This is a genomic window from Pseudomonas sp. 02C 26 (assembly GCF_002843585.1).
Taxonomy (GTDB): Bacteria; Pseudomonadota; Gammaproteobacteria; order Pseudomonadales; family Pseudomonadaceae; genus Aquipseudomonas; species Aquipseudomonas shirazensis.
In genome coordinates this window covers 2,917,533-2,942,861 of sequence record NZ_CP025262.1, presented here as the reverse complement: position 1 = coordinate 2,942,861, position 25,329 = coordinate 2,917,533, and the positions used below count along the sequence as shown (strand labels likewise).

31 protein-coding genes and 1 pseudogene are annotated in these 25,329 nt (G+C 61.0%); 31 read left to right on the top strand and 1 reads right to left on the bottom strand.

Annotated features, from left to right (window positions below):
- Positions 1–140: 140 nt before the first annotated feature.
- The 18 genes from CXQ80_RS13315 to CXQ80_RS13230 all read left to right on the top strand — a co-directional run bounded on the left by CXQ80_RS13315 (position 141) and on the right by CXQ80_RS13230 (position 14,618).
- Positions 141–683: a terminase small subunit gene (locus CXQ80_RS13315; protein ID WP_101320197.1), complete on the top strand. Its 543-nt coding sequence runs from the start codon at positions 141–143 to the stop codon at positions 681–683.
- The gene (locus CXQ80_RS13310) at positions 680–2,368 is read left to right on the top strand and encodes a terminase large subunit (protein ID WP_101320195.1); all 1,689 of its coding nucleotides are present in this window, start codon (positions 680–682) and stop codon (positions 2,366–2,368) included. The genes CXQ80_RS13315 and CXQ80_RS13310 overlap by 4 nt, the downstream gene beginning before the upstream one ends.
- A complete protein-coding gene (locus CXQ80_RS24820) occupies positions 2,365–2,526 on the top strand; it encodes a hypothetical protein (protein WP_178080770.1) in 162 nt (53 codons plus the stop codon). The genes CXQ80_RS13310 and CXQ80_RS24820 overlap by 4 nt, the downstream gene beginning before the upstream one ends.
- Entirely contained in the window at positions 2,519–3,829 is a 1,311-nt protein-coding gene (locus CXQ80_RS13305) for a phage portal protein (protein WP_101320193.1), read from the top strand. Before CXQ80_RS24820 ends, CXQ80_RS13305 begins: the two co-directional genes overlap by 8 nt.
- A 3-nt stretch (positions 3,830–3,832) precedes the next feature.
- Entirely contained in the window at positions 3,833–4,690 is an 858-nt protein-coding gene (locus tag CXQ80_RS13300; RefSeq protein ID WP_101320191.1) for a head maturation protease, ClpP-related, read from the top strand.
- A 2-nt stretch (positions 4,691–4,692) separates the two neighbouring features.
- Entirely contained in the window at positions 4,693–5,874 is a 1,182-nt protein-coding gene (locus CXQ80_RS13295; protein WP_101320189.1) for a phage major capsid protein, read from the top strand.
- A gap of 574 nt (positions 5,875–6,448) precedes the next feature.
- A complete protein-coding gene (locus tag CXQ80_RS13285) occupies positions 6,449–6,790 on the top strand; it encodes a head-tail connector protein (RefSeq protein ID WP_101320187.1) in 342 nt (113 codons plus the stop codon).
- A complete protein-coding gene (locus CXQ80_RS13280) occupies positions 6,787–7,113 on the top strand; it encodes a phage head closure protein (RefSeq protein ID WP_101320184.1) in 327 nt (108 codons plus the stop codon). Before CXQ80_RS13285 ends, CXQ80_RS13280 begins: the two co-directional genes overlap by 4 nt.
- Before the next feature lie 8 nt (positions 7,114–7,121).
- Positions 7,122–7,310, top strand: coding sequence for a hypothetical protein (locus CXQ80_RS13275; RefSeq protein WP_101320182.1), 189 nt, complete (start codon positions 7,122–7,124; stop codon positions 7,308–7,310).
- A gap of 3 nt (positions 7,311–7,313) precedes the next feature.
- A complete protein-coding gene (locus tag CXQ80_RS13270) occupies positions 7,314–7,880 on the top strand; it encodes an HK97-gp10 family putative phage morphogenesis protein (protein WP_101320180.1) in 567 nt (188 codons plus the stop codon).
- 1 nt (position 7,881) lies between these two features.
- On the top strand, positions 7,882–8,268 hold the full coding sequence (locus tag CXQ80_RS13265) for a DUF3168 domain-containing protein (protein WP_101320178.1): 387 nt from the start codon (positions 7,882–7,884) through the stop codon (positions 8,266–8,268).
- 54 nt (positions 8,269–8,322) lie between these two features.
- Positions 8,323–8,823, top strand: a complete 501-nt coding sequence (locus CXQ80_RS13260) for a hypothetical protein (RefSeq protein ID WP_101320176.1) — start codon at positions 8,323–8,325, stop codon at positions 8,821–8,823.
- A 40-nt stretch (positions 8,824–8,863) separates the two neighbouring features.
- A complete protein-coding gene (locus CXQ80_RS13255; RefSeq protein WP_101320174.1) occupies positions 8,864–9,208 on the top strand; it encodes a hypothetical protein in 345 nt (114 codons plus the stop codon).
- The gene (locus CXQ80_RS24815) at positions 9,205–9,441 is read left to right on the top strand and encodes a hypothetical protein (protein ID WP_101320172.1); all 237 of its coding nucleotides are present in this window, start codon (positions 9,205–9,207) and stop codon (positions 9,439–9,441) included. Before CXQ80_RS13255 ends, CXQ80_RS24815 begins: the two co-directional genes overlap by 4 nt.
- 41 nt (positions 9,442–9,482) lie before the next feature.
- Positions 9,483–12,776, top strand: a complete 3,294-nt coding sequence (locus tag CXQ80_RS13245) for a phage tail tape measure protein (RefSeq protein WP_101320170.1) — start codon at positions 9,483–9,485, stop codon at positions 12,774–12,776.
- Positions 12,776–13,114, top strand: coding sequence for a phage tail protein (locus tag CXQ80_RS13240; RefSeq protein WP_101320168.1), 339 nt, complete (start codon positions 12,776–12,778; stop codon positions 13,112–13,114). Before CXQ80_RS13245 ends, CXQ80_RS13240 begins: the two co-directional genes overlap by 1 nt.
- Positions 13,111–13,860 (top strand): phage minor tail protein L, encoded by a 750-nt coding sequence (locus CXQ80_RS13235; RefSeq protein ID WP_101320166.1) that lies wholly within the window; start codon positions 13,111–13,113, stop codon positions 13,858–13,860. The genes CXQ80_RS13240 and CXQ80_RS13235 overlap by 4 nt, the downstream gene beginning before the upstream one ends.
- Before the next feature lie 2 nt (positions 13,861–13,862).
- Positions 13,863–14,618: a C40 family peptidase gene (locus CXQ80_RS13230; protein WP_101320164.1), complete on the top strand. Its 756-nt coding sequence runs from the start codon at positions 13,863–13,865 to the stop codon at positions 14,616–14,618.
- 263 nt (positions 14,619–14,881) lie between these two features.
- Here CXQ80_RS13230 and CXQ80_RS13225 read toward each other — a convergent pair whose 3' ends face one another.
- Entirely contained in the window at positions 14,882–15,352 is a 471-nt protein-coding gene (locus CXQ80_RS13225) for a retropepsin-like aspartic protease (RefSeq protein ID WP_101320162.1), read from the bottom strand.
- Between the two features lie 181 nt (positions 15,353–15,533).
- Here CXQ80_RS13225 and CXQ80_RS13220 point away from each other — a divergent pair, with 181 nt between their 5' ends.
- From CXQ80_RS13220 to CXQ80_RS13160, 13 genes and pseudogenes are all read left to right on the top strand, one after another.
- Complete coding sequence (locus CXQ80_RS13220; protein ID WP_101320160.1) at positions 15,534–15,956, top strand: hypothetical protein; 423 nt, start codon at positions 15,534–15,536, stop codon at positions 15,954–15,956.
- 40 nt (positions 15,957–15,996) lie between these two features.
- Positions 15,997–16,599: a tail assembly protein gene (locus CXQ80_RS13215; RefSeq protein ID WP_101320158.1), complete on the top strand. Its 603-nt coding sequence runs from the start codon at positions 15,997–15,999 to the stop codon at positions 16,597–16,599.
- A gap of 55 nt (positions 16,600–16,654) precedes the next feature.
- A pseudogene (locus tag CXQ80_RS13210) lies at positions 16,655–19,555 on the top strand (host specificity protein J); the annotation flags it as partial.
- Positions 19,556–19,810: 255 nt separating this feature from the next.
- A complete protein-coding gene (locus CXQ80_RS25345) occupies positions 19,811–21,544 on the top strand; it encodes a DUF1983 domain-containing protein (RefSeq protein ID WP_371918931.1) in 1,734 nt (577 codons plus the stop codon).
- Between the two features lie 38 nt (positions 21,545–21,582).
- Positions 21,583–21,846, top strand: coding sequence for a hypothetical protein (locus tag CXQ80_RS13200; RefSeq protein ID WP_256585564.1), 264 nt, complete (start codon positions 21,583–21,585; stop codon positions 21,844–21,846).
- Positions 21,846–22,691 (top strand): hypothetical protein, encoded by an 846-nt coding sequence (locus CXQ80_RS13195; RefSeq protein WP_101320154.1) that lies wholly within the window; start codon positions 21,846–21,848, stop codon positions 22,689–22,691. Before CXQ80_RS13200 ends, CXQ80_RS13195 begins: the two co-directional genes overlap by 1 nt.
- A gap of 11 nt (positions 22,692–22,702) precedes the next feature.
- Complete coding sequence (locus CXQ80_RS13190; RefSeq protein WP_101320152.1) at positions 22,703–23,323, top strand: hypothetical protein; 621 nt, start codon at positions 22,703–22,705, stop codon at positions 23,321–23,323.
- Entirely contained in the window at positions 23,320–23,667 is a 348-nt protein-coding gene (locus tag CXQ80_RS13185; RefSeq protein ID WP_101320150.1) for a hypothetical protein, read from the top strand. The genes CXQ80_RS13190 and CXQ80_RS13185 overlap by 4 nt, the downstream gene beginning before the upstream one ends.
- Positions 23,660–23,938, top strand: coding sequence for a tail fiber assembly protein (locus tag CXQ80_RS13180; RefSeq protein ID WP_101320148.1), 279 nt, complete (start codon positions 23,660–23,662; stop codon positions 23,936–23,938). The genes CXQ80_RS13185 and CXQ80_RS13180 overlap by 8 nt, the downstream gene beginning before the upstream one ends.
- Positions 23,939–23,999: 61 nt before the next feature.
- On the top strand, positions 24,000–24,230 hold the full coding sequence (locus tag CXQ80_RS13175) for a hypothetical protein (protein WP_101320146.1): 231 nt from the start codon (positions 24,000–24,002) through the stop codon (positions 24,228–24,230).
- Complete coding sequence (locus CXQ80_RS13170; protein WP_101320144.1) at positions 24,227–24,664, top strand: structural protein P5; 438 nt, start codon at positions 24,227–24,229, stop codon at positions 24,662–24,664. Before CXQ80_RS13175 ends, CXQ80_RS13170 begins: the two co-directional genes overlap by 4 nt.
- Entirely contained in the window at positions 24,661–25,023 is a 363-nt protein-coding gene (locus CXQ80_RS13165) for a hypothetical protein (RefSeq protein WP_101320142.1), read from the top strand. The genes CXQ80_RS13170 and CXQ80_RS13165 overlap by 4 nt, the downstream gene beginning before the upstream one ends.
- Positions 25,024–25,025: 2 nt before the next feature.
- Positions 25,026–25,289, top strand: coding sequence for a hypothetical protein (locus tag CXQ80_RS13160; protein ID WP_101323044.1), 264 nt, complete (start codon positions 25,026–25,028; stop codon positions 25,287–25,289).
- The last annotated feature ends 40 nt before the right edge of the window (positions 25,290–25,329 follow it).

Sequence of the window (25,329 nt, the reverse complement as noted above, 5' to 3'; positions counted from 1 at the left end):
AAACCCGGTGGAGCTACAAAGAGGCATGCCAGTGACGTGCCGCAAAAGGGGTAGGGGGGTTAAAAGCTAAGATTTCTCAGCTAGCTAGACCGCCTCCGATCCCACGTACAGATTTTTTTCCCCCACAGGATTTTTGTTAAATGGCTTTAACATCCCGAAAGCGTGCCTTCGTCGCTGCGCTGAGGGAAGGTGCGTCCAAAAAAGACGCAGCGATCGCCGCCGGTTATTCAGAGAAGACGGCGTCTGCAGCCGGATCCAGGGTCGCGAAGGATCCAGATGTAGTGGCCGAGTTGCAGAAGCTACAAGCGCTTGGGCTGATAGCGTCAGATGTTAAAGAAAATGTTAAAGCGGGCGTTAACAAAAAGCCCTCGGCTACCACCGCTCCGTTGGACAAGCCAGAGGGCGAGAATGACGCCGGAAGCGTGGAGGGGGAGTGGCAACCTGCGGGTTTCGATCTCTCTGCTGCGCTTTCACACAAGGATCCGAAAGACTTTTTGCTTGCTGTGATGAATGACCTGGGCACTGACGCAAAATTGCGCGTCGACGCTGCCAAGGCGCTGATGCCCTTTGTTCATCCCCGCAGAGGTGAGAGCGGCAAGAAAGAGCAGGCAAAGGACAAGGCCGCTGAAGCAGCAACAGGCAAGTTCGGCGCGCGGCGCGGCCCGCTTCGGTCGGTGAAATGATGCAGTGGACAACCGCATGCCCCGATTGGGAGAAGCGAATTGTTGCCCGGCAGAGCCTGATCCCCTTCGAGCCGCTGTTCCCCTCGGAAGCTGAGGAGGCACTTGAGGTGTTCGGCGCTCTGCGGATGGTCGACGCCACCGGCAGCCCGTTGATGTCCGAGACTGTGCGCGACTGGGTAAACCAATTCGTTGCGGCGATCTTCGGTGCTTACGACCCAGATGAGGGCCGGCGCCTGGTCAGCGAATTCATGCTTCTGATCAGCAAGAAAAACGGCAAGTCGACAATCGCTGCCGGGATCATGCTGACTGCACTGATCCTCAACTGGCGACCGTCAGGTGAATTCATCATCCTGGCGCCCACCAAGGAAATCGCTGACAACTCCTACATCCCAATCCGCGACATGGTTCGGGCGGATGAGGAGCTGTCGGCGCTGCTTAAGGTCCAAGATCACCTGCGCACCGTTACGCACCATCAGACCAATGCAACACTCAAAGTGGTGGCAGCGGACAGTGAGACGGTGTCGGGCAAGAAGGCCATTGGCGTATTCATCGACGAACTCTGGGTGTTCGGCAAGCGAGCCAATGCCGAAGCCATGCTTCGCGAAGCCACTGGTGGTCTGGCATCTCGTCCTGAAGGCTTCATCATCTGGGCTACCACCCAGTCCGATGCACCGCCGGCCGGCGTGTTTCGCCAGAAGCTCATGTACGCACGCAAGGTGCGAGACGGCGAGATCGTCGACAAATCGTTCCTGCCGGTGCTGTACGAGTTTCCTAAGGCGATGCTCGATGCTGGAGCGCATCGTGAGGTCGGCAATGCATACATCACCAACCCAAACCTTGGACTGTCGGTTGATGAACCGTTCATTGAGCGTGGTTACGCCCAAGCGCAGATGGACGGCGAGGAGTCGTTCCGAGGCTTCCTGGCCAAGCACCTCAACGTCGAAATCGGCCTGGCGCTTCTGTCTGACCGCTGGGCAGGCGCGGACTTCTGGGAGCAGCAAAGTTCGGACCTCTGCAAAACGCTTGAGGATCTGATAGCGCGCTGCGAGGTCATCGATATAGGCGTCGACGGTGGCGGGCTTGACGACCTGCTGGGGTTCGCCGCGGTGGGTCGAGAGCGTGAAACTCGCCGCTGGCTGGTATGGACCCGCGCATGGGCCCACCCCTCAGTGCTGGAGCGCCGCAAGGCCGAGGCACCTCGCATCCGAGACTTCGCCAATGACGGCCACCTCCGGCTGGTTGAGAGGATCGGCAACGACATTGATGAAGTTGCCGAGCTTGTTTCACAGGTTGAGGTCTCCGGGCTGCTGGATAAGGTGGGCCTTGATCCGGCGGGGGTGGGTGCGATCTTGGATGCACTCGAATTTGCCGGCATCCCGCGCGAGAAGATTGACGGTATCTCGCAAGGTTGGCGGCTTGGCGGTGCAATCAAAACGGCGGAGCGAAAGCTGGCCGAAGGCACCTTGCTGCACGGTGGTCAGCCGATGATGGCTTGGTGCTGCGGTAATGCGAAGGTCGAGCCCCGCGGCAACTCGATTCTGATTACAAAGCAAGCAAGCGGCTCAGCGAAGATTGACCCGCTGATGGCGCTGTTCAACGCCGTGACACTGATGGCCCTGAATCCTGCGGGCCAAGGTGGCATGGACAACTTCATGGCTGGCATTCGGGATCCATTGATCGCATGAGCGCATTCCACTACTTCATCTCCAGTGCCCTGGTTGCCTTCTGCCTAGCCTGTGCAGGCGTCTGGATGCTGGTCGGCACAGGCTGGGCGCTGCTGACGGGCGCTGTCAGCTTTTTCTGCATCGCCGCCTTTATCCGCCGAGGTCTCACCGATGGTTAAGACACTGTCGCAAGCGCTGGGCGCTGCAGCGGTAAAGCCCAGCGCGAGTATGGGAGAGTGGGTTGGCAAGAAGATTCGCCTTTCGGACGGCGGTTTCTGGAGCAGCTTCTCGGGGGGGCAATCAAGTAGTGGTAAAGCCGTCACCGTCGATAAGGCCATGCGTCTCTCAACGGTGTGGGCATGCGTACGAATCATCTCCACCTCGGTCGCCGGTCTACCACTGAGCATCTACAAGCGCATGCCTGACGGCAGCCGAGAGAGCGCTCGGGACTTTCCATTGTACGACGTAGTGCACACCAGCCCGAATGAGGACATGGCAGCGTTCCACTTCTGGCAGTCGGTAGTCGCGTCCATGTTGTTATGGGGCAATGCTTACTGCGAAATCCATCGCTCCGCTGGCCGGGTCATTGCGCTGGATTTTCTGATGCCATCGCGGGTTGACCCGGAATATGACAATGATGGCCGCCTGAGGTACTGGTTCAGGCCGCGCAAAGGCGCTCGCCGGGAGATCCAGCCTCAGGACATGCTGCATATTCCCGCGTTCACCTTGGATGGCCGCGTCGGGTTGTCTGCCATCAGGTATGGAGCCGATGTCTTCGGGTCCGCAATGTCTGCTGACGATGCGGCCAACAACACGTTCAAGAACGGCATGATGCCTACCGTTGCATTCTCGGTGGACAAGACGCTGAACCCAGCGCAGCGCACCGAGTTTAGAGAGTATGTCCAGACTGTATCTGGCGCTCTGAACGCAGGTCGCAGCCCCGTGCTCGAGCAGGGCGTCAAGCCAGAGATGATCGGCATCAACCCTGCCGACGCTCAGCTGCTCGAGTCGCGCGGGCACAGTATCGAGGAAATCTGCCGCTGGTTCGGCGTGCCGCCCTGGATGGTCATGAAGACCGACAAGGGGAGCAACTGGGGTACCGGCCTTGAGCAGCAGCAAATCGCCTTCCTGACCTACTGCATCATGTCCTATACAGCACCGATCGAGCAGTGCGTGAACAAACGCTGCATGACCGCAGTGGACCGAATCAACTTCTATTCGGAGTTCTCGCTTGAAGCGTTCCTGCGGGCTGACAGCTCGGGGCGTGCGAGTTATCTCGCGACGATGGCGCAGAACGGCTTCTACACCCGCAACGAGGGCAGGAGCAAAGAGAACCTGCCGAGCAAGCCCGGCGGAGACGTGCTCACCGTGCAATCAAACCTGGTACCGCTGGATCAGTTGGGCAAGCAAAACGATGGGCAAGCTGTTCGAGCCGCCCTGATGAACTGGCTGCAAGAGCCGGATAGCACCTCTCGGGAGTAATCCATGAAACACAAGATCCAGTCTCGCGGCCTACGCAGCGAGATGAGCCCGCGTGCGCTCGATAAATGGAATCCCGCGATCCAGGCGGCCGTTGAGAACACTTCGGACACCATTACGGTGTACGGGGTGATCGGCGAGGACTGGTATGGCGAGGGTGTCACGTTGAAACGAATAGACGCCGCGCTGCGTGCCATCGGCGAGCGTGATGTCACGGTCTACATCAACTCGCCAGGCGGCGACATGTTCGAAGGCATCGCCATCTATCACCGCCTGCAGGAGCACAGTCACCAGGTTACCACCAAGGTGCTAGGCATGGCGGCCAGTGCTGCGTCGATTGTCTTCCTCGCGGGAAAAAAACGAGAGGTCGCCAGTAGTGCATTCCTGATGATCCACAACTGCTGGACTTGGCTCGCTGGCAACCGCCATTACCTTCGCAACATTGCCGATGACATGGAGGAGTTCGATGCCGCCATGGCGGACCTCTACGCCGAGACCAGTGGCCAAAGTGCCGAGGACATGGCTGAACTGATGGACGATGAAACCTACATCCGTGGCAAGCGTGCCGTGGAACTTGGCCTGGCCACCGGGCTGTTGTCATCCAGCGAGATCACCGAGCGAGAAACCGAAGGGGCCGCTCAGAACAATGCGCTGAAAGCCATGGATGTCGCCCTGGCTAAGGCCGGCATGCCGCGCTCCGAGCGCCGCGAACTGTTCGCCAGTTTCAAGTCCGGTATGCCTCGCGCTGCCGGCGGGGGCACGCACAACGCTGCTCCGCCCGACAAGCCTAGCGCTGTCGCGCCAGACCTCTCCGCCTCACTGAGCGCGGCAACCAATCTACTCAATTCTCTGAAAGGAAAGTGACCATGGACTTTGAAGCCCAAGTCAAAGAACTCAATGCCAGCCTGAAGGGCATTGGTGATCAGATCAAAGCCCAAGCTGAGGCGACCGACAAACAGATCAAGGCGTCCGGCGAGATGACTGCCGAAACCCGTGCCAAGGTCGACGAACTGTTGACCAAGCAGGGCGAGCTCAACGCACGTCTGGGCGAGGCCGAACAGAAGCTGGTAAACGCCAGCCGTGACCGCGGCAACCAGGATGAGCCGCAGAAGTCGGTCGGCGCCCTGGTGATCGGCAGCGAAGAAATGCAGGACATGAACTCGTCCTTCCGCGGGTCGCGCCGCGTGTCCGTGCCGCGCGCGGCCATCACCACCGCAACTGGCGGCGACCTGGTGTCTGCTGAGCGCTTGGCTGGTGTCGTTGCTCCGCCTCAGCGCCGGCTGACGATTCGCGACCTGGTGGCGCCGGGCGAGACGGAGTCGAACTCCATCGAGTACATCCGCGAAACCGGATTCACCAACAACGCGCGGACCGTCGCGGAGAACACTGCCAAGCCGTACTCCGACATCACCTTCGCGCTGACGACCGCGAACGTCCGCACCATTGCCCACCTGTTCAAGGCGAGTCGGCAGATGCTCGACGATGCCAAGGCGCTCCAGAGCTACATCGACGGTCGCGCTCGCTACGGCCTGAACATGGCGGAAGAGGCTCAGCTGCTTTACGGCAACGGCACCGGCGCCAACCTGCAGGGCCTCGTGACTGTTGCTCAGCTGTATGCACCGCAGGCAGGGTTGACGGTAGTGGGTGAGCAACGGATCGACCGTCTGCGCCTGGCGCTGCTTCAAGCTGAGCTGGCCGACTTCCCCTCGGATGGCATTGTGCTGAACCCCATCGACTGGGCAGCGATCGAGCTCACCAAAGATGGTGAGGGCCGCTACATCATCGGCCAGCCGCAGGAAGGCACGAACGCAAAACTCTGGAACCGCCCGGTGGTGTCCACTCAAGCCATGACGCAGAACGACTTCCTCGTCGGCGCGTTCAAGCTCGGCGCACAGATCTTCGATCGCATGGAAATCGAAGTGCTGATCTCGACCGAGAACGACAAGGACTTCGAGAACAACATGGCGACGATCCGCGCCGAGGAACGCCTGGCGTTCGCGATCTACCGCGACGAAGCATTCGTCACTGGTCCACTGGTCACGCCTTAACCCTCCCACAACGTGGCGCCAGAAATGGCGCCCCAATGGAGTATTCCAATGGCACGTAAACAGGAAACATCAGCATCCAAGGGGGAAGCGAACGCTACGGTCTCCACCGTTGACTCCAGCAGTGGCTCTCCTGAAACTACCGGTTCGCCACTTTCGCCTGGCGCTGGGCTTGTTCCAGCTAGCACTGACTCGGGCGACTCGGCTGTCCCCACAGGTGCTACTGGCCATGCGGAAGGAACGGGCCTGGTACCGCCAGAAGGACAAGCAGTCGCTGGCACTGCGCCGGATGTCGTCGCGGGCGATCAGGGTGCCAGCGCCGGCACCGTGGCATCCGAAGAAGCAAGCCAGGCCGCACCAACCTTGGCCGACAGCAGTCCCGGCGCTGATCAGTTGGCGACTGAGGAGCAAGCGGCGCTCAACCCTTCGACTCTTCAGATCTATCCGCTGCGGTCATACATGGATGAAGGCGAGCTTCGCCGTCGCGGCGGCCCGGCGTATACGGCACCGCGCCGGCACGCTGAAGAACTGGTGCAGCGGAATCTGGCCTCCCTCAACCCCCTGAAGGAGTGAGGGTATGTCGGTCATCAGCTTGACCATTGCCCGTCACCACCTTCGCGACCCAGACGATGATGATGAGTACCTTGAGCTTCTGATCGAGGCAGCAGAAGGGCAGGCGATGGACTATCTGAACCGCCGCTTTTACGCCGACCAAGAAGCGCTGGAGCTTGCGGTCGCTGTGGGTGACGCCGGCGAGCGGCCCATGGTCAGCAACAAGCAAATCAGTGCTGCCTGCTTGCTGATCCTCGGCCACCTTTACGCGAACCGTGAGGACGTTGTGATCGGGACCATTGCCACCGAGCTGCCGAAGGGCTCGGCAGCTCTGCTGACCCCGCACCGGATCGGGTGGGGCGTATGAGGGCTGGACCGCTGCGCAACCGCTGCCAGGTGGCGTTCCCGCATGAGGAACGGAACAAGTCTGGTGGTGCGACGGTGACATGGCTGCCGGCGACCCCGCCCATCATGTGGGCGGAGATTCGAACCCCCAGCGGACGAGTCGCCCCCGTGGCTGAGAAGCTGGCGTCCGTGGTTACGGCCGAGATCATCGCCAGACCCCGCGCCGATATTGCTGCCGGTTGGCGAATTACCAGGCGCGGGGTGACATATCAGGTCGAGGCTGTGCTACCGGACAACGACAACACTCTGATGAGGCTTCTGTGCTCATCGGTCCCTAATCCATGAGGTGAATTATGAAGATTCGTGCTTTGGGTCCACTCTCCGGCGCTTCGGGCGATCGCGAGAAGGGTGAAGAATTTGTCGTCGACAAAGCGTATGGCGCTGGCCTTATCGCCCGCGGCTATGTGGAAGAAGTCGTCGAGAGCCCCGCAGTCGCGGACAAGGCCACCAAACCCGGCAAGGTCGATTCGGCCAAGGAGTAGGCCATGGCCCGGCGCTCGAGGTTGCGCGGCGACTTCAAGCTGCGCCGCACGCTCCGCAACATCCACACAACCATGGACAACGAGCTGCGACCCACCATGCAGAAGTGTGCCGACCGCATCCTCGGCACCATGCAGCAGCTGATACCGAAGGACACTGGCGCAGCCGCAGGTGCATTGACCGCGTACGTATCAAAAAGCGGCCTGGACGCCGAGATCGGTCTGCGCGGCAAGCGGATCAACAGGCAGTTTTTCTACATGCGCTTCATCGAATACGGCACCAAGGGCTACTCCGGTTCCATGTACCGCCGCGCAGACATCAATGCGATAGGTGGCCAACACACCAAAAATCGCGACACGAGCCAACTGAGCGGGCGGCGCAACCGTATCCGGCAGCGTGACGTAAAGAACAAGTCTGATGGCGCGCACTTCTTCGGCAAATTCCCTGACATCCCCGCTCGGCCGGCGCATCCATGGCTGCGCCCAGCGCTGCAGGTCAATCGCGAGTTTGTCCTGGCTGAAGTCGAGGCGGCGATCAATCGGACGCTGCGCAAGGCAAGTAAAGGGGCCTGATATGACTGATCCATCACTTGCGCTGCAGGAGGCGATATTCGGCAGACTACAGGCCGAGGTCAGTTGCCCGATCTACGACGGCGCGCCGCTGAATGCGGACATGCCGTATGTGTCGATCGACCGCGAGATTTCCGCGAACAGTAGCCCGATCTCCGGTCGCAAGCGCGAGACGCGCATGGTGTACCTGTCGGTCTGGTCTGACGCGGTCGGCCAGGCTGAGGTCAAGCGCATCAATGGCGAGGTCATCGCTGCGTTGGACGAACGCCGGTTGCCGCTAACTGTCGGCCGCGCGGTTTCTGTTCGGGTGGAACAGTCTGACGCCCAGCGCGATGCGGACGGCGTCACCTATCAAGGCTCGATCACGGTCCGCGTCATCACCACTCACTAACCCAACACCCGGCCGCCCCGCGGCTTTATCCAATGAGCCTTTGGAGGATCCCCCATGGCCGAAGACAACCTCAATACAGCCGCCGGCTGCCGGCTCGCTATCGGCAGCAAAGTTCCCGCCTCAACCGAAGCGGAATACAAGGCCGACACCTACGTCGATGTTGGCGAGATCGAAGACCTTGGCGAGTTCGGCGATACCTTCAGCGCCGTGAACTTCACAGCCCTGAGCAACGGCCGCGTGCGCAAGTACAAGGGCACCGCTGATGCAGGCAACATGACTGTTACCGTCGGCCTGGACAACGGTGATGTTGGGCAGAAAGCGGTCGGGGTCGCGCACAAGGACCGCAGCAAGGGTAACTACAACATCAAGGTCACGCTGAACGATGGCGATCCCGGCGCAACCCCGGCGATTCTGCCCACCACGTTCTACTTCGGTGTGAAGGTGATGAACAACACAGTGGCGGCTGGCTCCGCTGACAATGTGGTGCGCCGCAACATCACCCTCGGTATCAACACCGACATCCTCGAAATCGACGCCGGCCCTGCCGTTCCTTGATCGATGGGGCTGCGGCCCCGTCTCCTGCTGAGACCACTCCATGAGCGAAGCACTACACGGCACCGTGACCCTGGTTATCGGCGCGCGAACCTACATCCTGCGCCCGACCCTTGAGGCAGCGCTGCTGATCGAAACCCGCTTCGGTGGCCTGCGCGGGGCACTGGAAGCCATGCGCTTGATGAGCATCGGTGCCAGCGCCGACATCATCGTCGCCGGCGCCGGTCTGCAGCAGAGCCAGCACACCGAGGTGGCCACTGGCGTGTTCCAAACTGGTGTCGCAAAGGTGTCAGCCGACCTGACCGCGTTCATTACCGTTCTGCTCAACCCTGTTCCGCCGAGCGTTGCTGCCCGGGGAAAGCAAGAGGCGGACAGCACAGCGCAGTGAAAAACGGCAGCTACGTCGACTATCTGTTCGGCGTGGCCACCGGTTGGCTTGGTTGGCCGCCTGACACTGCCTGGAACACCCCGATACCGCAGATCATGCTGGCGCTCGATGCACGCCTTGACTGGACGGGTCGCGGCCAGGGCCAGGCGCCGGGGCGAACCGCAGCGCCCCGGAAGCAGGGAAGCGTTGCGGATAAATTGAAGTCCTTCTTCCGCGGTCGCCGAGAAGAGTAAGTAGCCGCTTTCGAGCGGTTTTTTTGTGCTTGGAGAAATGCATGGCCGACCAACAAGTCCAGGGGATGCTGGTTCAGATCGAGGCGACTACAGCCCAGCTGCGCCGGGAACTAGCGACCGCTGACCAGGTGGTGGCCCGCAGCACCCAGGCGATTGACCGCAACCTGGCGACAGTCGACACGGCATTCGACAGGGCTGGCGCTGCGGCCCAGGGCGCTGGCGTGCTCATGCGCGGCGCATTCGCTGCTGTGGCGGGGGCTGGCCTAATTGGCGGCATCATCAAGCAGGTCGATGCCTATGGGCAGATGTCCGATCGAATGAAGGCTGCTGCTGGCAGTGCCGCCGAGTATCAGCTGGTGCAGGAGCACCTGCTGCAGACCGCGCAAGAGACCTATCGCCCCATGGCGGAGGCGCAAGAGCTTTACATCCGCACAGCCGATGTGATGCGCAGCCTGGGCTTCAATACGCAGCAGACGCTCGATATCACCGATAGCTTCAGCTTCCTGCTGGTCACCAACGCTGCGGCCGCTGACAAGGCAGGTTCTGCGCTCGATGCCTACTCGAAGGCGTTGCAAACCGGCAAGGTCGAGGCCGATGGCTGGGTGGCGATTCAGGGCGCTATGCCGACGATCGTCGATGCCATCGCCAATGCCACCGGCAAAAGCGCTGACGAAGTACGCAAGCTGGGCGTTGAGGGCAAGCTGTCTCTGGAGGCGATCAACACCGGCCTTCTGCGCACCGTGGATGTAAACCGCAAGGCTGCAGCGGATATGTCCACCAGCGTGCAGGATGCACTGGTAAACATCAGCAACGCGATCCAGACGTTCTTGGGCGGCATGGAGGAGCAGACCGGCGCTGTTGCAGGTCTATCGAGCATCCTGATTGCGTTGGCTGATAACGTCGACCTGGTGGCCGTCGCTATGGGCGGTGCGGGCGCTGCCGCGCTGACGCTGTACGTTGCCAAGGCAGGAATGGCCATCAAAGCCGCGCTGGCCCAGCGCGCGGCCGAGATCCAGAACGCGCAGGCTGCCCTGCGTGCCGCCGACGCGCAGCGGATCTATGCACAGGCGCAGGTCCAACAGGCCAAGGCGTCCGTGGCAGCCGCAACCGGCCTGCAGCGGCTTTCGCTGGTCCAGACTCAGCTGATCCCCCGGCAGGCCGCGCTCAAGGCGTCCACCGATGCGCTGGCGATCGCCCAGACCAACCTGATGCGAGCGTCAACCGGTGGGCTGCTCGCGGCGCTCGGCGGGCCAATGGGCCTGGCGCTGATGGCCGGTACCGCCGCGGCTAGCTTCCTGCTGCTGAGAGACAACGCAGACAAAGCCGGGGTCAGCCTCGACGAGCTGCAGAAGCCTGTCGCCCAGCTTCGCGAGGAGTTCGCCAAGCTCAACAAGGACCAGCGCGAAGCCTCGCTGGTGAAGTGGCAGCAGGAACAGGTCAACGCCGCTGACAAGGTCAAGGATGCCTACGGCGACCTGGCCCAATCCATCCGCTCCGCCGTAGTGACAGCGCCTGTGCGCGATTCCGGCGGTCAGTACAATCGGCAGCTGGCTGAATACCAGGGTTTGATTGATCGGCTCAACGAAGCGCGCGCCTCGGGCCAAGGCCTGTCGCCTGTACTTCAGGAGGTAGCAGCGCGTCTGCAACTGCCTGCGTCCACGGTGCAACAGTGGATCACCCAGGCAGGCGCCGTCAGTGACGCTGATCAGCGCACCAATCTGATCGCCGAGACGCTGCGAGTGCTGACTGGCGTCACCGAGCAGAACACCTCGGCTACCCAGGCGAACAACGCGGCCAAGGCCGGTATGAGTGCCGCCGGGCAGACATACCTCGAGACGCTGCAGAAGCAGCTGGCCGGCCTGCAGGACAACGGCGACGCGATGAAGATCGCCAACCGCCATATCGCTGACAACGCTGACCTCACCGAGACGGATCGGCAGGCGATTCTCTCGGCAGCCAGCGCGATCGAGTCGCAGAAGAAGGCCAACAAGGACGCCACCGAGGGGACCAAGGATCGCACCAAGGCGCTCAAGGACGAGATCAAGGCCCTCGATGCGATCATCGACCGCGCGCTGCCGGAGAAGAAGCGGCTGACCGATCTGTCGGAAGGCGTGCAGGGGCTGCGCAAGGCCCAGGCTGCAGGCAAGATCACGGCCGCCGAGATGGAACTCGGCATCAAGAATCTCAACACAGCCTACGCCGACCCGATCATCCAGAAGCGCACCGAGGAAGAGAAGAAGCTCGCCGAACTACGCCGCAACAGCGCCGATGCATACCGCAAGGCCATGGAGATCGTGCTGCAGACACGGCAGGACGCAATCAGTGCGGACGTTGCCGGTGTGGGAATGGGCGACGACGAGCGCGAGCAGGCCGACCGGCTGAACGCGGTTCGCCAGAAGTACGCCGAGTCTCGCCGGCAACTGGAAGAGCAGCAGGAAGATGTGTCGCGCCGGTTGAGCCAGGAGGCCTACCAGCAGCGGCTGGCGGACCTGTCCGACTATCAGGCCCGAGAGCTGCAGATGGAGGTAGACGGCTTTGACGCCCGGCTGGAGGCGCAGCGCGACTATCGCAACGGCGCCAAGCGTGCCTGGGCGAACATCCAGGCTGACGCCGCCAACGTGGCCGGCGCAACCGATGACATGCTCACTGCCGGATTCAACTCGGCCCGCGATGCCGTGGCCGAATTCGCCATGACGGGCAAGGCCAACTTCAAGAGCTTCGCTGTCAGCGTCATTTCGGACATGGCCAGGATCGGCAGTCAGCAGGCTGCCAGCTCGCTGCTCAGCGGGTTGGTGGGGCTCGGGGTGTCAGCGGTTGGCAGCTACTTCGGCAGCGGCGGCGGGAATGGAATGGCGGCTGGCTCAGCTGGGGCCACATCCTCCAACCTTGGCGCGTCACAGGCCGGCTATGGCAGCGCCTATTTCCCACAGGCGCTGGGCGGGGCTTGGAACGGCGGCGTGCAGATGTTCGCCAAAGGGGCTGCGTTTCGCACCAATAACATTCTGAACACACCCACGCCTTTCAGCATGGCCGACGGCGGGCTGGGCGTTGCTGGCGAGGCCGGGCCGGAGGCAATCATGCCACTCGCGCGCGGCGCGGATGGATCGCTCGGGGTTCAGATGGTGGGAGGAGCGGGCGGAGGCTCAACTGTTCTTCAACTCAACATGCCCGTGGCGGTGACGCTTGAGGATCGGAGCAAGGACGGTATGGAGCTGGACAGCTCCGCACTGCAGCAAAACCTAGAGCAGCAGATGCAGGGCGTTGCCGAGCGGGCCATCGCGGTGTCATGGCGCGCCGGCGGGCTCAGTTATCGAAACAGCACAGGAAGACGGTAATGGCCATCGAGACATTCACTTGGGAGCCTGACGATGAGGCGGGCGGCGAGAGCACCTTGCGCACGAGGAAGTCGCAGTTCGGCGATGGCTACGCGCAGGTATCGAGCGACGGGCTCAATGGCGAGACGGACAGCTGGTCCTTGTCGTTCGGGGGCCTGGCGGACGAAATCGCGCCGCCGCTTGCCTTCATACGACGCCACCGCGGCGCGAGGTCATTTCTGTGGACCAACCCCGAGGGCGTGCTTGGGATGTACCGGTGTGAGACCTTCCGACAGCAGCGCAAACCAGGCGGTGTCGTGGTGCTGTCGGCGACCTTTGAGCGGGCGTACCAGCCATGAGCCTGATCACCCAATTACAGAAGCTCGACCCCGGCGCCGAGATCCTGCTGTTTGAGCTGGATGGCTCGGACTTCGGCGCCGACATACTGCGGTTCCACGGTCACGCGATTCCTCACACGCCTGAGGAACTGACCGCGGCTGGTGCTGATGCAGACCAGCTGCCTGCGAAATCCATCTGGTGGCAGGGCAACGAGTATTCAGCCTGGCCAATGCAGATCGATGGCATCGAGGCCAACTCGGACGGCACCGCAGTGCGGCCAACGCTGACGGTGGGTAACGTCAACGGTCGCATCACGGCGCTTTGCCTGGCCTTCGACGACCTGCTCGAGTTTCAGCTGACGATGCGCCTCACCTTGGCGCAGTACCTGGACGCAGCCAACTTCCCCGGCGGCAATCCTGAGGCCGATCCGGCGGAGGAGGCGCTCGAGGTGTGGTTCATCGATCAGAAAATTTCGGAGAACGGCCAGACGGTTGCCTGGGAGCTTGCCAGTCCCGGCGATGTGGGCGGTGAGACGATCGGCCGGCAGATGACGACGCTGTGCCACTGGGCAATGACCAATGGCTACCGTGGGCCGGACTGCGGTTACACCGGCCCGTATTTCGACTTCGACGGGAATCCCACGGACGACCCTGCCAAGGATGAGTGCAATGGCTGCCTGGACACCGGTTGCGTTGTACGTCACGGCCAAGGCAATCAAATTCCATTCGGCGGCTTCCCGGCCGTGTCCCTGATCGCCAGGAGCTGATCATGCGCAAAAACATCCTCGCCGCCGTGCAGCAGCACGCAGCGGCGGAGTACCCGCGCGAGTGCTGTGGACTGCTGCTGGCAGTGGGCCGAAAGCAGATCTACTACCCGTGCACGAACGTGGCCACCGAGCCCACCGAAGAGTTTCGGATCGCGCCGGAGCAGTACGCCGAGGCCGAAGACCAGGGCGAGGTGATCGGCGTTGTGCACTCGCATCCTGATGCGACCAGTCGGCCGTCGCCGCGAGATCTGGCCATGTGCGAGGCAACAGGGCTGCCATGGCACATCCTGTCTTGGCCAGAGGGCGACCTGCGCACCATCACCCTAACGGGCGAAACGCCGCTGCTGCGCCGACCCTTCGTACATGGCGCCTGGGATTGTTGGCAGGTCTGTGCGGACTGGTACCGGCGCGAGTGGGGGTTGGAGTTTCCAGCCTACGTCCGTGAGGATGGCTGGTGGGAGAGCGCCGAGGGGCCGAGTCTGTACGAGCAGGCCTACGAAGCCGCCGGCTTCTACCAAGTGGACAAGCCTCAGCGCGGCGACATGGTCGTCATGGCTGTCGGCCGAACTGCGCACCCGAACCACGCTGGCATTTTCCTAGGGACCGAGCCGGCACTGCCGGGCGAGCAAGCAGATGTGTTCGGGCCAGGCCCGTTCCTGCTGCACCATCTGTATGGCAGGCCGTCAGAAATCATCGTGTTCGGCGGGCCTTGGCTCGACCGGACACGCCTTGTGTTGCGTCATCGGGGCGCAAAATGAAGCTAGGAGGGAAAATTATGCAGAAGTTTCAATGCAAAATTGAGCTTGAAGCTTCGAGTGGTAACCCAGCGTCATGTGGGCTTTCAGTCGGTAGCGAGATAAGATCTGCGCTTGAGTGGGTTCAGCTTGCCGTCAGTCGTGATTGTGATTTGGCTAAAGGGTCACACCCTTCTCTCTTCGTCGAGAACCTCCACGACTCAGTTTCAATCACAATCAATAAGCCGTTGGCGCTGGAGGCGGCAGTAGGGCTCCGGCTGGGGGCCTCAGTTGAATTCGAATAAATAAATACCGTCTTTCGAATCCATCACAAGGCGACCATGGTTCAAAAACGACATGCCGAGCAGGGCATGATACTTTCGGCCATTTTTAGACAGAGGCATCGCTACAAATCTTCCGCGGTAAAGGCGGGTTACGCCGAGTGTCGGGACATCGTAGTCCAAGCTGTAATAATTAGCGTCCACCACCGCACCACTCGCGCCAGATGGATTGGTGACGCCTAGCGCCGTGAACCCCATCTGTTCGGCGAAAGCCTTGTCTATGTAAAGGTGATCTGCACCTGTATCAATCAGCGCTAGACCCATCTGTGGGGTGCCCTGCCAGTCGCCTCCCTGAGAAAGCACTATCTCTATAACGGGTATTATATCTACCTCTTTTGGGGTTTCACTGGTGCTACCGTCGGAATTCAGAAAGCGTACCTTAAGGGTGTTCTCTTCTACCGCAGTCCTGAGTTGCAAAATTTACTCCCTTTTCCAGTCTATTAACTTGCCGACTCCAAGATTTCGCGGTGCTACGCAGTCGAAATACTGGAGGAGCGATGCTACTGATTTACTGAATAATCTGCTTACTGGCATTTCATCCACGCTGGATGCTTGGCCAGCCCGGCTGCTACAGTCCTGCGTTTCAAGGAGGCATGACATGCGGAAAACGATCTTGTTTTTCAGCTTTGCGGTTTTGACGGGGTGTGCAACCTCTGCAACTCCAATCGGGGAGGCCAAGCCCGTTCCTGCCGATGAGCTTTATGCTTTTCAGCAGAAGCCCGCAGCGGGCAGTGGGACTTTGACAGTAGTCCGCGATTCAGGCGCTCTTGGATCAGGCTGTGATGTTGTCGTATACATCGATGGCCGCAAATCGGCCAAAGTTGGCCCCGGTCAGCGGGCGAGCTTTTACCTACAGCCAGGCCAGCCTAACATCGGGATTGGTCTTGCGGAGTCAGGGCTTTGCAGCGGAATGGCTGTGCGCTCGATAACCGGAAAGGTGGAAGCTGACCGGACAAGCCTGTATCGAATAAGCGGAGATGCTGGTGGCGTCTACATCGGTCCGTTTATTGACTACCGCTAACTCAACCGCCTTCGGGCGGTTTTTTCATTTTGGAGAGATCATGATCGCGACTGCTGCGCACTATCAACCTATGACCTCGATCAAACTGTCGGGATCCCTCGCACAGAAGTTCGGTAGGCTGCATCGACGCTTGCTCGAAGAGGGAAGCGTAATTGAGGTCTTTCGTGCATTGAAAGCTACAGTGCCAGGGTTCGAGGATGAGGTTAAACGGCTCAGTAGCCTTGGTATGCGCTTCGCTATTTTTCGCAACCGGCGAAACGTCGGCGAGGGCGATCTATCGAGAGGCGGAGCCCGCGAAATTCGTATTGTGCCGGTAATCGGCGGTAGCAAGCGTGGTGGGATTCTCCAGACGATACTGGGCGCTGTAATGATCGTTGCGGGTCTTTTCTTCTCTGCAACCCCGTTCGGTGCACCGCTAATTGGTGCGGGTATTGGGCTCGTGGCCGGCGGCGTCATCCAGATGCTGAGCCCGCAAGCCAAAGGACTCTCCCAGAGCGGCAGTCCTGCGAACATGCCTTCATACGCTTTCGGCTCTGCGAAGAACACGACGGCAAGCGGTAACCCGGTCCCTATCTGTATCGGCAAGCGCCGCTGGGGCGGAGCGATTATCTCCGCCTCGATCTACGCCCAAGACAAGGCGTAGCAGCACGAAACAACATCAGCCGCCTCGAGCGGTTTTTTTACGCCTGGAGGAAAGCATGGGCGCAGCAGCTCACCTGGTGATTGCCGGGCAAAAAGGTGGCGAGAAGAAGCCGAAAACCCCGGTAGAGGCGCCGGACAGCCTGCGCTCGACCAACATTGCCAAGATACTGCTGGCGGTGGGCGAGGGGGAGTTCGATGGGACGCCGACCGCGCGGGACATCTACCTCGACAACACGCCGATCATGGATGCCAGCGGCAACCTCAACTTCCCGGGTGTGAAGTGGGAGTGGCGACCTGGCAGTGTCGAGCAGGAGTACATCAAGGGCATCCCGTCGATCGAGAACGAGACCACGGTCAACGTCGAGCTGCGCAGCGATAACCCCTTCACGAGAGCGCTGAGCAACACCCAGCTTTCCAGGCTACGTCTGCGATTCGCCTGGCCGCGCTTGGCGAGGCAGGACAAGAGCAGTGGAGACACAAACGGTTACCGCATCGAGTACGCGATCGATATTGCGACTGATGGTGGATCGTTTGTAGAAGCACTTCGCGGAGCGGTCGACGGCAAGACTACCTCTGGCTATCAACGATCTGAGGCGGTAGACCTGCCACGGGCCACCACGGGGTGGTCGTTTCGAGTGCGTCGGATCACGCCCAATGCAAACGACGGCCTGATCGCCGACACGATGACCATCGCGGGTTACACCGAGATCATCGACCAGAAGATCCGCTATCCCAACACCGCGCTGCTCTACATCGAGTTCGACGCCGAGCAGTTCCAGAATATCCCGGCTGTGACCGTCAACTGCAACGGCCAGCGCTGGCCGGTACCGAGCAATTACGATCCCGTGACCCGGACCTACACCGGCGTGTGGGACGGCACTTTCAAGCAGGCCTGGACGAACAACCCGGTTTGGGCCACCTACGGCCTGTGCGTCAACGATCGCTTTGGCTTGGGCAAGCGAATCCAGCAGTGGATGGTCGACAAGTGGGAGATGTACCGGATCGGCCAGTACTGCGATCAGCTGGTGTCGAACGGCGTGGGCGGCATGGAGCCGCGCTACCTGTGCGACCTGAACCTGCAGGGCAAGGCCGAGGCCTGGACGCTGCTACGCGACCTGTCCGCAATCTATCGCGGGATGGTGTACTGGGCGCAGGGCTCGCTGTACATGCAGGCGGATATGCCGCGCGCGCAGGACATCGACTACACCTTCACCCGCTCCAACGTCATTGACGGCGACTTCGTTTACGGCGGCGCCGGGCGCGACACGCACTACAGCCGAGCGCTGATCAGCTACGACAACCCGGCCAACAACTACGACACCGACGTCATTCCGGTGACCGACAACGCATTGCAGCGCCGGTACCGGGATCGGCCAATTGAGATCTCTGCCATCGGCTGCACTCGGGCAAGCGAGGCTCAGCGCCGCGGTAAGTGGGCGCTGCTGAGCAACAACCAGGACAGAACCGTTTCCTTCAAGACCGGCATGGAAGGGGCGAACGTGTTGCCGGGCTTTGTCATTCCGGTGGCCGACGAGCTGGTCGCCGGCAGGCCGAATGGCGGGCGCATCTCCGCTGTCGCGGGCCGTACCGTGACTCTGGACCGTGACACGCCAGTGAAGGCGGGCGACCGCCTGATCGTCAACTTGCCGAATGGCACCGCCCAGGCGCGGACTGTGCAATCTGTCGCTGGCCGCGCCGTGACGGTGACCACGGCATACACTCTGCAGCCCGAGCCGCAGTTGCAGTGGGCGATCGATTACAGCGACCTGGCCGTGCAGCTGTTCCGCGTGCTCAAGCGCAAGCGTACGACCGAAGGCGAGTACGAGTTCACCGCGCTGGAGTTCAACCCGAGCAAGTTTGCAGCGATCGACAACGGCGCCAAGCTGGAAGAGCGCCCGATCAGTGTGATCCCGATTACCACGGTGCCCGCGCCGGCCAGCGTCACCCTGACCTCTGGCTACGCGGTTGACCAAGGCATTGCGGTCAGCACCATGACGATCGAGTGGCCAGCTGTCGAGGGCGCGGTCGCCTATGACGTTGAGTGGCGCAAGGACAACGGCAACTGGATCCGTTTGCAGCGCGTAGGGACGACATCTGTCGATATCACCGGCATCTACGCCGGCGCCTACCTGGCGCGAGTTCGGGCGGTGAGCGCTTTCGACATCACGTCGATCTGGCGCGACTCCATGCTCACCGAGCTGGCTGGCAAAGAAGGTCTGCCGCCAGCAGTCACGCACCTCACGGCCACTCCTCTTGTCTATGCCATCGGCCTGGCTTGGGGATTCCCGGCTGGCGCCGAGGACACCCAGCGCACCGAGATCTGGTACGGCAAGACGAACTCACGCGAGGCCGCGACTAAGCTGGCGGACTTCGCCTATCCGCAGCAGGACCACACACTGCAGCTCGGCGCCGCCGGCCTGCAGTTCTTCTTCTGGGCGCGCCTCGTCGACCGTTCCGGCAACATCGGGCCTTGGTATCCCGCCGTCGCGGGCGTGCCGGGGGCGTCCAGCAGCAACCAGTCGGAATATGAGGAGTACTTCAAGGACAAGATCGGCAACGGCGCGCTTTATCCAGCGCTACGCCAGGACATCGCGTTGATCTCTGGACCACCCACCATGCCCGGGTCGGTGAACAACCGGCTCCACGCTATCAACGATCAGCTGCAGGAGCAGATCGACAGCATTGCAGACCTGGCTGACTCGATGCCGTACAAGCCAGACCAGATCTACGCGATTGACCAGGGCGTGCTGGGCGACGACGGCAAGCTGTACCAAGCCAAGAAGGCGGTACCGGTCAACACCCCGCCGCCGAACACCACCTACTGGACCGATGTTGGCCAGGCGGTGCGCACGGCAGATGGCGTGGCCGCGCGGGTGTCCACGGTCGAAACCAAGGTCACCGAGCAGGACGGGAAGATCACTGCGCAGGCGCAGCAGATTGAGGGTGTGAAGACGAGCCTAGCAGGCAAGGCCGATGCTACAACCGTCGCCTCGCTGAGCAACACCGTCGCCCAGCAAGGTACGACGATCACTGCTCAGGGCACTGCACTCACGAACATCCAGGCCTCCATCGGCCAGCAGGCGGACAACCTGCTGGCGCGCGGGAGCTTCGAGGATGGGCTGTTCGCGCCCTGGACAACGAGCGCTTCAACCCTCACAGCTGTTGAGACGGTGACCGTTGCAGGAACCTCGGCAGGTAAGGCGATTGCCTTTATGGGTAATAGCTTCGCAGGCGTGGGCGCGCCCATCATGACCGCCAGCGGACAGCAGTTCGATTTGTCTGCGGACGTGTGCCGGGAGTTCATGAGCGCAGGCCAGACGACGCGCTTCCAGATGCAGTTCTACGATAAGGCCGGCACCAACCTAGGTTACTTCAACGCCTTCATTGCCGCCGCTGGAGGCACTGGGTTCCAGCCGTTTAGCGGCCGGATCACTGCGCCGGCAGGCGCAGTAACAGCGAGGTTCGTGACCAGGACGGAGACCTCAGACGGAGTGGGTAGGTCTTTGTGGGCCAACATGCTCGCGCGTCGCGTGACTGCGGCGGATGCTGCCAACGCATCTGCAACCTCGGCCCTCGATGGTCGCGTCACGCAGACGGAGGCTGGCTTGTCCGTTCAGGGTATGGCAGTCACCCAGTTGCAGAGCACCATCAGCGGAATAGGTGGTTCCGGCTCGAACCAGATGCCGGCCGAGTATTCCGTATTTAACTCCGTCACTGCTCCCGCGATGACAATTGGCGGCGCGATCGCACCTTCAACGCTCGCTGACTCTGCGACTCAGGGCGGGTACGCGCTCAAGCTAACCAGCGCTGATGCATCGACTACGTCCGCCGTCTACATGCATACCTCCAACTCGCCAGGTGTGCTGGGGTCGTTCCCGATGAGCTATCTGAACGGGAAGTACATCGTCTCGTTCTATGCCAAGGCCAACGTCACTGGGCGCCAGGTTCGATTCTGGCTGCGGGCATTGAACAGCGCCGCCTCTGCGCAGAACTCAGCGATGGCAGCAGTTACCCTCACTGATGTCTGGGCTCGCTACTCGGCGGTGATCGACCTGTCCAATGCGGCGACGTTCTCGGGCAACCGGATGGTCTTCGCCGTTCAGCCCAACCTTTCAGGGGTTTCAGGTACCGAGATTTCCTTCGACCGCATCATGATCGAAAAGCAGATCGGCACTTCAACCGCGCCATCGGTTTATGTGACAGGCAACAGCGCGGAGTCCATCAGGGCTCAGGCCACCGCCATCAACCAGATGAACACCTCGCTGACTCAGCAGGGAACGGCCATCACCGCGCAGGCGGAGCGGCTGGACGGGATCTACGTCCAGGTCAATCCCGAGATGGAGGGCGATTCGTCCGGCATGGCTGGCCAGCAAGGCAGCCTTGTCGGTGTGTGGACCGAGCAATCGGCGCGCACGGACGAGTTCATCGCCACCGGCAAGCGAGTCGATACGGTGCAAGCCCAGTTCGGCGAGGTCACCGCTTCGGTGCAGACCATCAGCGAAACGGTTGCCGGCGTCGACGGCAAGGTCTCAGCCATATCCTCCTGGAAGACCGAGACCAACGCCAACGGCCGGCGGGTGGCCACCGGCATCGTGCAGGGTAGCAACGGGGAGGAGGGCGAGATCCTGCTGATGGCCCAGCGCCTGGCGATTGTCGACGGGGTGAATGGCGACATGGTCCTGCCGTTCGTTGTTCAGAACGGCCAGGTCTTCATCAACCAGGCTGTGATCAACACCGCATTCATCCAGGAGATCGTAGCTGGGATGACGATCAGGTCGGAGACGCTGAACGCGCAGGGCCTGCCTCTCCTTGAAATCAACTTCAAGGCTGGCACATTCATTCTGCGCGGCCAGAGCGCTAATGGCTCAACCCTCATTACCAACGGCCAGGTCAATACCTACTACGCGAGTGGTAACCCAGCAACCAAGATGGGTATCGGCATATGAGCACAGGCTTTCTGGCGTTCAAGGAAGATGGCACTGTCATGACTGACATGACAGTTTTCATCAGTCAGACCATGGGTAGTGTTATCACTAATGGCGCAAATGGGAGCGCAACGCTCCCAAGCCTCCCCCCCGGGAAATCCCGGTTTTATATGATCGTGGCCTTGGTAGATTTGAACAGGGAGAGGGGAAAGAAGCCAGGTGTGACAATATCTGGCAACGCCATGACGTGGGCTTATTCCTACAGCACAAACGGCTGGGGATACTTCTCCGCCAACTGCAGAATCTTCTACGGATATTACTAATGACAGGCAAGTTTGTTGCGTACAAGGAGCAGGATCAGACCCTACTGTTTGATACCGAAAGGATTTGCTATGGCTTGAAAAAAAGCGGCTACTTGCAGCTGATCGCCTACTGGCCGATGAAATATTTCAGGTCAGCCCAATTGGACCCCAATAACGGCGCCAACTGGGCTGAGAGTGCGGCGATAGAACCGATCTACGGAATCTCGCTTAGCGGTTGGAGTTCGCCGATGGCGTTCCTGGTGGGAGACGGCAGCCCATGCGGCGAAATGCTGGAGAACGGCGTCAAGACCCTGTTGTTTGTTGGAGCCTCAGCAAGCACGAAGTGCTTTGTATTTGACCTGATGAGCGATACCGGTCCGATCACCGGCATGAAATGCTTTAGGGAATCTGACGGTGGGTTGTCATTCAACTCGTCGCAGCCGCCCCTAAACGTAATTGCCTCAGTCCGAGCACCTGACCCTGGTCCTCCGGTCGTATCAGGTAGCGACTATCGATACACGGCATACGCTGGCGGCTACAACTCAATAAGCAACCCAGGGCGCCCAGTGATGAAGTCGTATGTTGATGTGCCCTTGGGTGGCGGAGAGCTGGCAGCATGTATCAACTTTACAAGAAGCGCAGGGTGCAATGGGTCGAACTCTGGCCTAGGCGGGTATGAATATGGATGTCAGGAAGGCGCCTTTGGTTATGTTGGGGGCGTGCGTTTCATGTTCACCATCGCCGCTGTCACAACTCAGTCCGCTACAGGCGGTGCACCTTATAACTACTGGCGACAGATACCGCTAGATAGATTCCCTACTGCACTTGTCGTCAGAACTACTGGGCTTCCATTTCCCTTCAATTGAGTTGACCAATCATGACCAAACAAGTAATCAATCTCGGTACCGCCCCGGCGGGCGCCGGCGGTGATGATCGGCGCAGCGCCTGGATTAAAGCGCGCGCTAATTTCACCGAACTGTACAACTGGCTCGCCAACCTCTCTCAAACTGACGATCAGGCAACCGCGCTCCCAGCTGCTCTGCCTGTGGCCAAAGGGGGCACGGGGCGCGGGACCCTGGCGCTGCTGCTGGCCGATCTCTTGGGCGCGGGGGCATACGGGCGCGCGAATGCGCTGGGGACTGTCAGCCAGGCGAGCGGGGTACCGACCGGAGCGCTGATGGAGTTTGGCTCCAACGCCAACGGCCAGTACTACCGCTTCGCCAATGGCTTGCAGGTTTGCATCAACCAGCCGTCTACCACGCTTGCGCTGGGCGCAAATGATATAAAAAACATGACGATCAACTTTGCCGCAGCGTTTTCAAGCCGGACCTTTTTCGCACACGTTCAGGGGTCGCCGAACGCTTCAGCTGATTGGTACGGATGCATTTATGTGGCAAACGCCAGCGCGCTGTCGATCACGCCTGTATTCCGGAATGGTCCAAACGCGCAGTCTATTGTGGAGATCACAGCCGTGGCTGTAGGAAGGTGGTATCAATGAGACTCAGCTATTCACCAGCACGAATGGACGAGCGTCTGAACCTCAGTCGTTACGGCGATATCATCATCGTCAACGGTGCTGAGCTAGATTTCCGCCCGCTTCCAGAGGGAGCAGTATTGCCTCAGGAAGCGATCTCATCGGAGTGGTTTGCAGGTCCGGTCGAACGGATCAATGGAATGCTACACGTGGTAATCAAGCTACCCCACGGCCAGAACGCGCCAGAGGATGCACGATTCCCCGCTTCGGTATTTCTGGATCGTGACGGGCCGGTGAGCCTTCCCGCCTATGAAATTATGCCTGCCGCGAATGCAGAAACAGGTCAGCAGGAGACTGGCGATGAGTAACATTGATTGGAGCATGGTGATCACTGCAGAAGTGCGAAGCGCCCAAGAGCGTGCGTCTCTGCTGGCAAGCATCGCGGCAGACATCGCCAGCAGGCGCGCCATCGCAGACCAGGCTATCGCACCGCTTCAAGACGCGGTCGATCTCGACGAGGCGACCGATGCCGAAGCTACCGCGCTGAAGGCCTGGAAGCGCTTCCGCATCGCCTTGAATCGACTGCCCGAGCAAGATGGCTATCCCGCCACCATCGACTGGCCAGCGCCGCCGGCCTGATCCACCCACCGCTTGAAACCCAACCGCCGCCTGGCGGTATTTTTTTGCCTGGAGAAAGGCCATGCCCTTCATCGTCATCAATTCGAGCAACAACTTCGATCCTGTTCACCAGAACGAATTCGCCACCGAGCAGGAGGCTGACGCCGCCGCGCGCGAGCTGCTCAAGGCCCAGCCGGCGGCGATCGTGCGCACCGCGCAGGTGATCAAGCGTTACAGCGCCCAGGTTCGCGTCACCGCGCAGGACGCGGGCGAGGCGGTGGTGGAAGCGCCGGCAGAGGAGGCTGCTGAATGAGCACTCCCCGCGGCGTACGCAATCGCAACCCCGGCAACATCGATTACAACCCACGCAACGACTGGGTCGGCCAGACCGGCAAGGAGCCGAAAGGCCGCTTCGCCATTTTCGATACAGCAGAGAACGGCATCCGCGCCCTGGGAAAGTTGCTGATTGCATATCGAGGCAAGGACGGTATGCCTGGTGTTGGCGGGAAGGGCATAGACACGGTGCTCGAGACCGTAAACCGCTGGGCGCCGAGCAACGAGAACGACACTCAGGCTTATGCCCTGGCCGTGGCCAATCGTATCGGCGTGCGTACCACTGACCCGATCGACATCAAAAACCCGACGGTACTGCGCGGAATGGTGGTGAGCATCATCATCCACGAGAACGGCGGCAACCCGTATGCGGCGGCGGTGATTGATGAGGGCGTGCGGAGGGCGCTGGCATGACGGGATGGGCGCTGCGCCTGGCTGGCGCCGGGCTGCTGATCCTGCTGGGCATGGCCGTGGGCACCTGGGGGGCTACCCGCCATTTCCGGCCGCTGCTGGATGATCAGCAGAGCAAGGTCACCCAGTGCACCGCCGCGCGCGACAACCTGACCGGCCTGGCCCAAGAGCAGGGGAAAGCCCTCGGCGACCTGATGCTTGCCGCCGCCAACCGTCAGGCTGTCGCCGAACAAGCCGTGGGCGTAGCCAAGGCCAGCGCCGACGCCGACTACGCCGCGGCGAACCGTCTGCAGCAGGAGCGAACCGGTGGTGACCAGTGCGATGCAGCCACTTCGATCATCGACAAGGAGCTTGGCCTATGAAAATGCATGTGTTGCAGGTGCTGCTGTCCGGCCTGCTGCTGGCAGGATGTACAGCAAAGACGCCGCCGCAGGTCCAGTACGTGCGTGTCGAGGTTCCGGTGCAGGTGCCGTGCCGGGCGCCGGAGGTGGCGGTTCCTCCGTGGGCTGCGGCTGGCCTGCGCAAGACCGACAGCCTGGAGGTGAAAGTGAGGGCGCTGCTGGCTGAGCGTCGACAGCGGATCGGCTACGAGAGACAGCTGGTGGCCGCTGTCAGCGCCTGCATGTAGCCCTGGCTGCGCAAAAGATCTGCCTCAGCTCCGCTGAGCA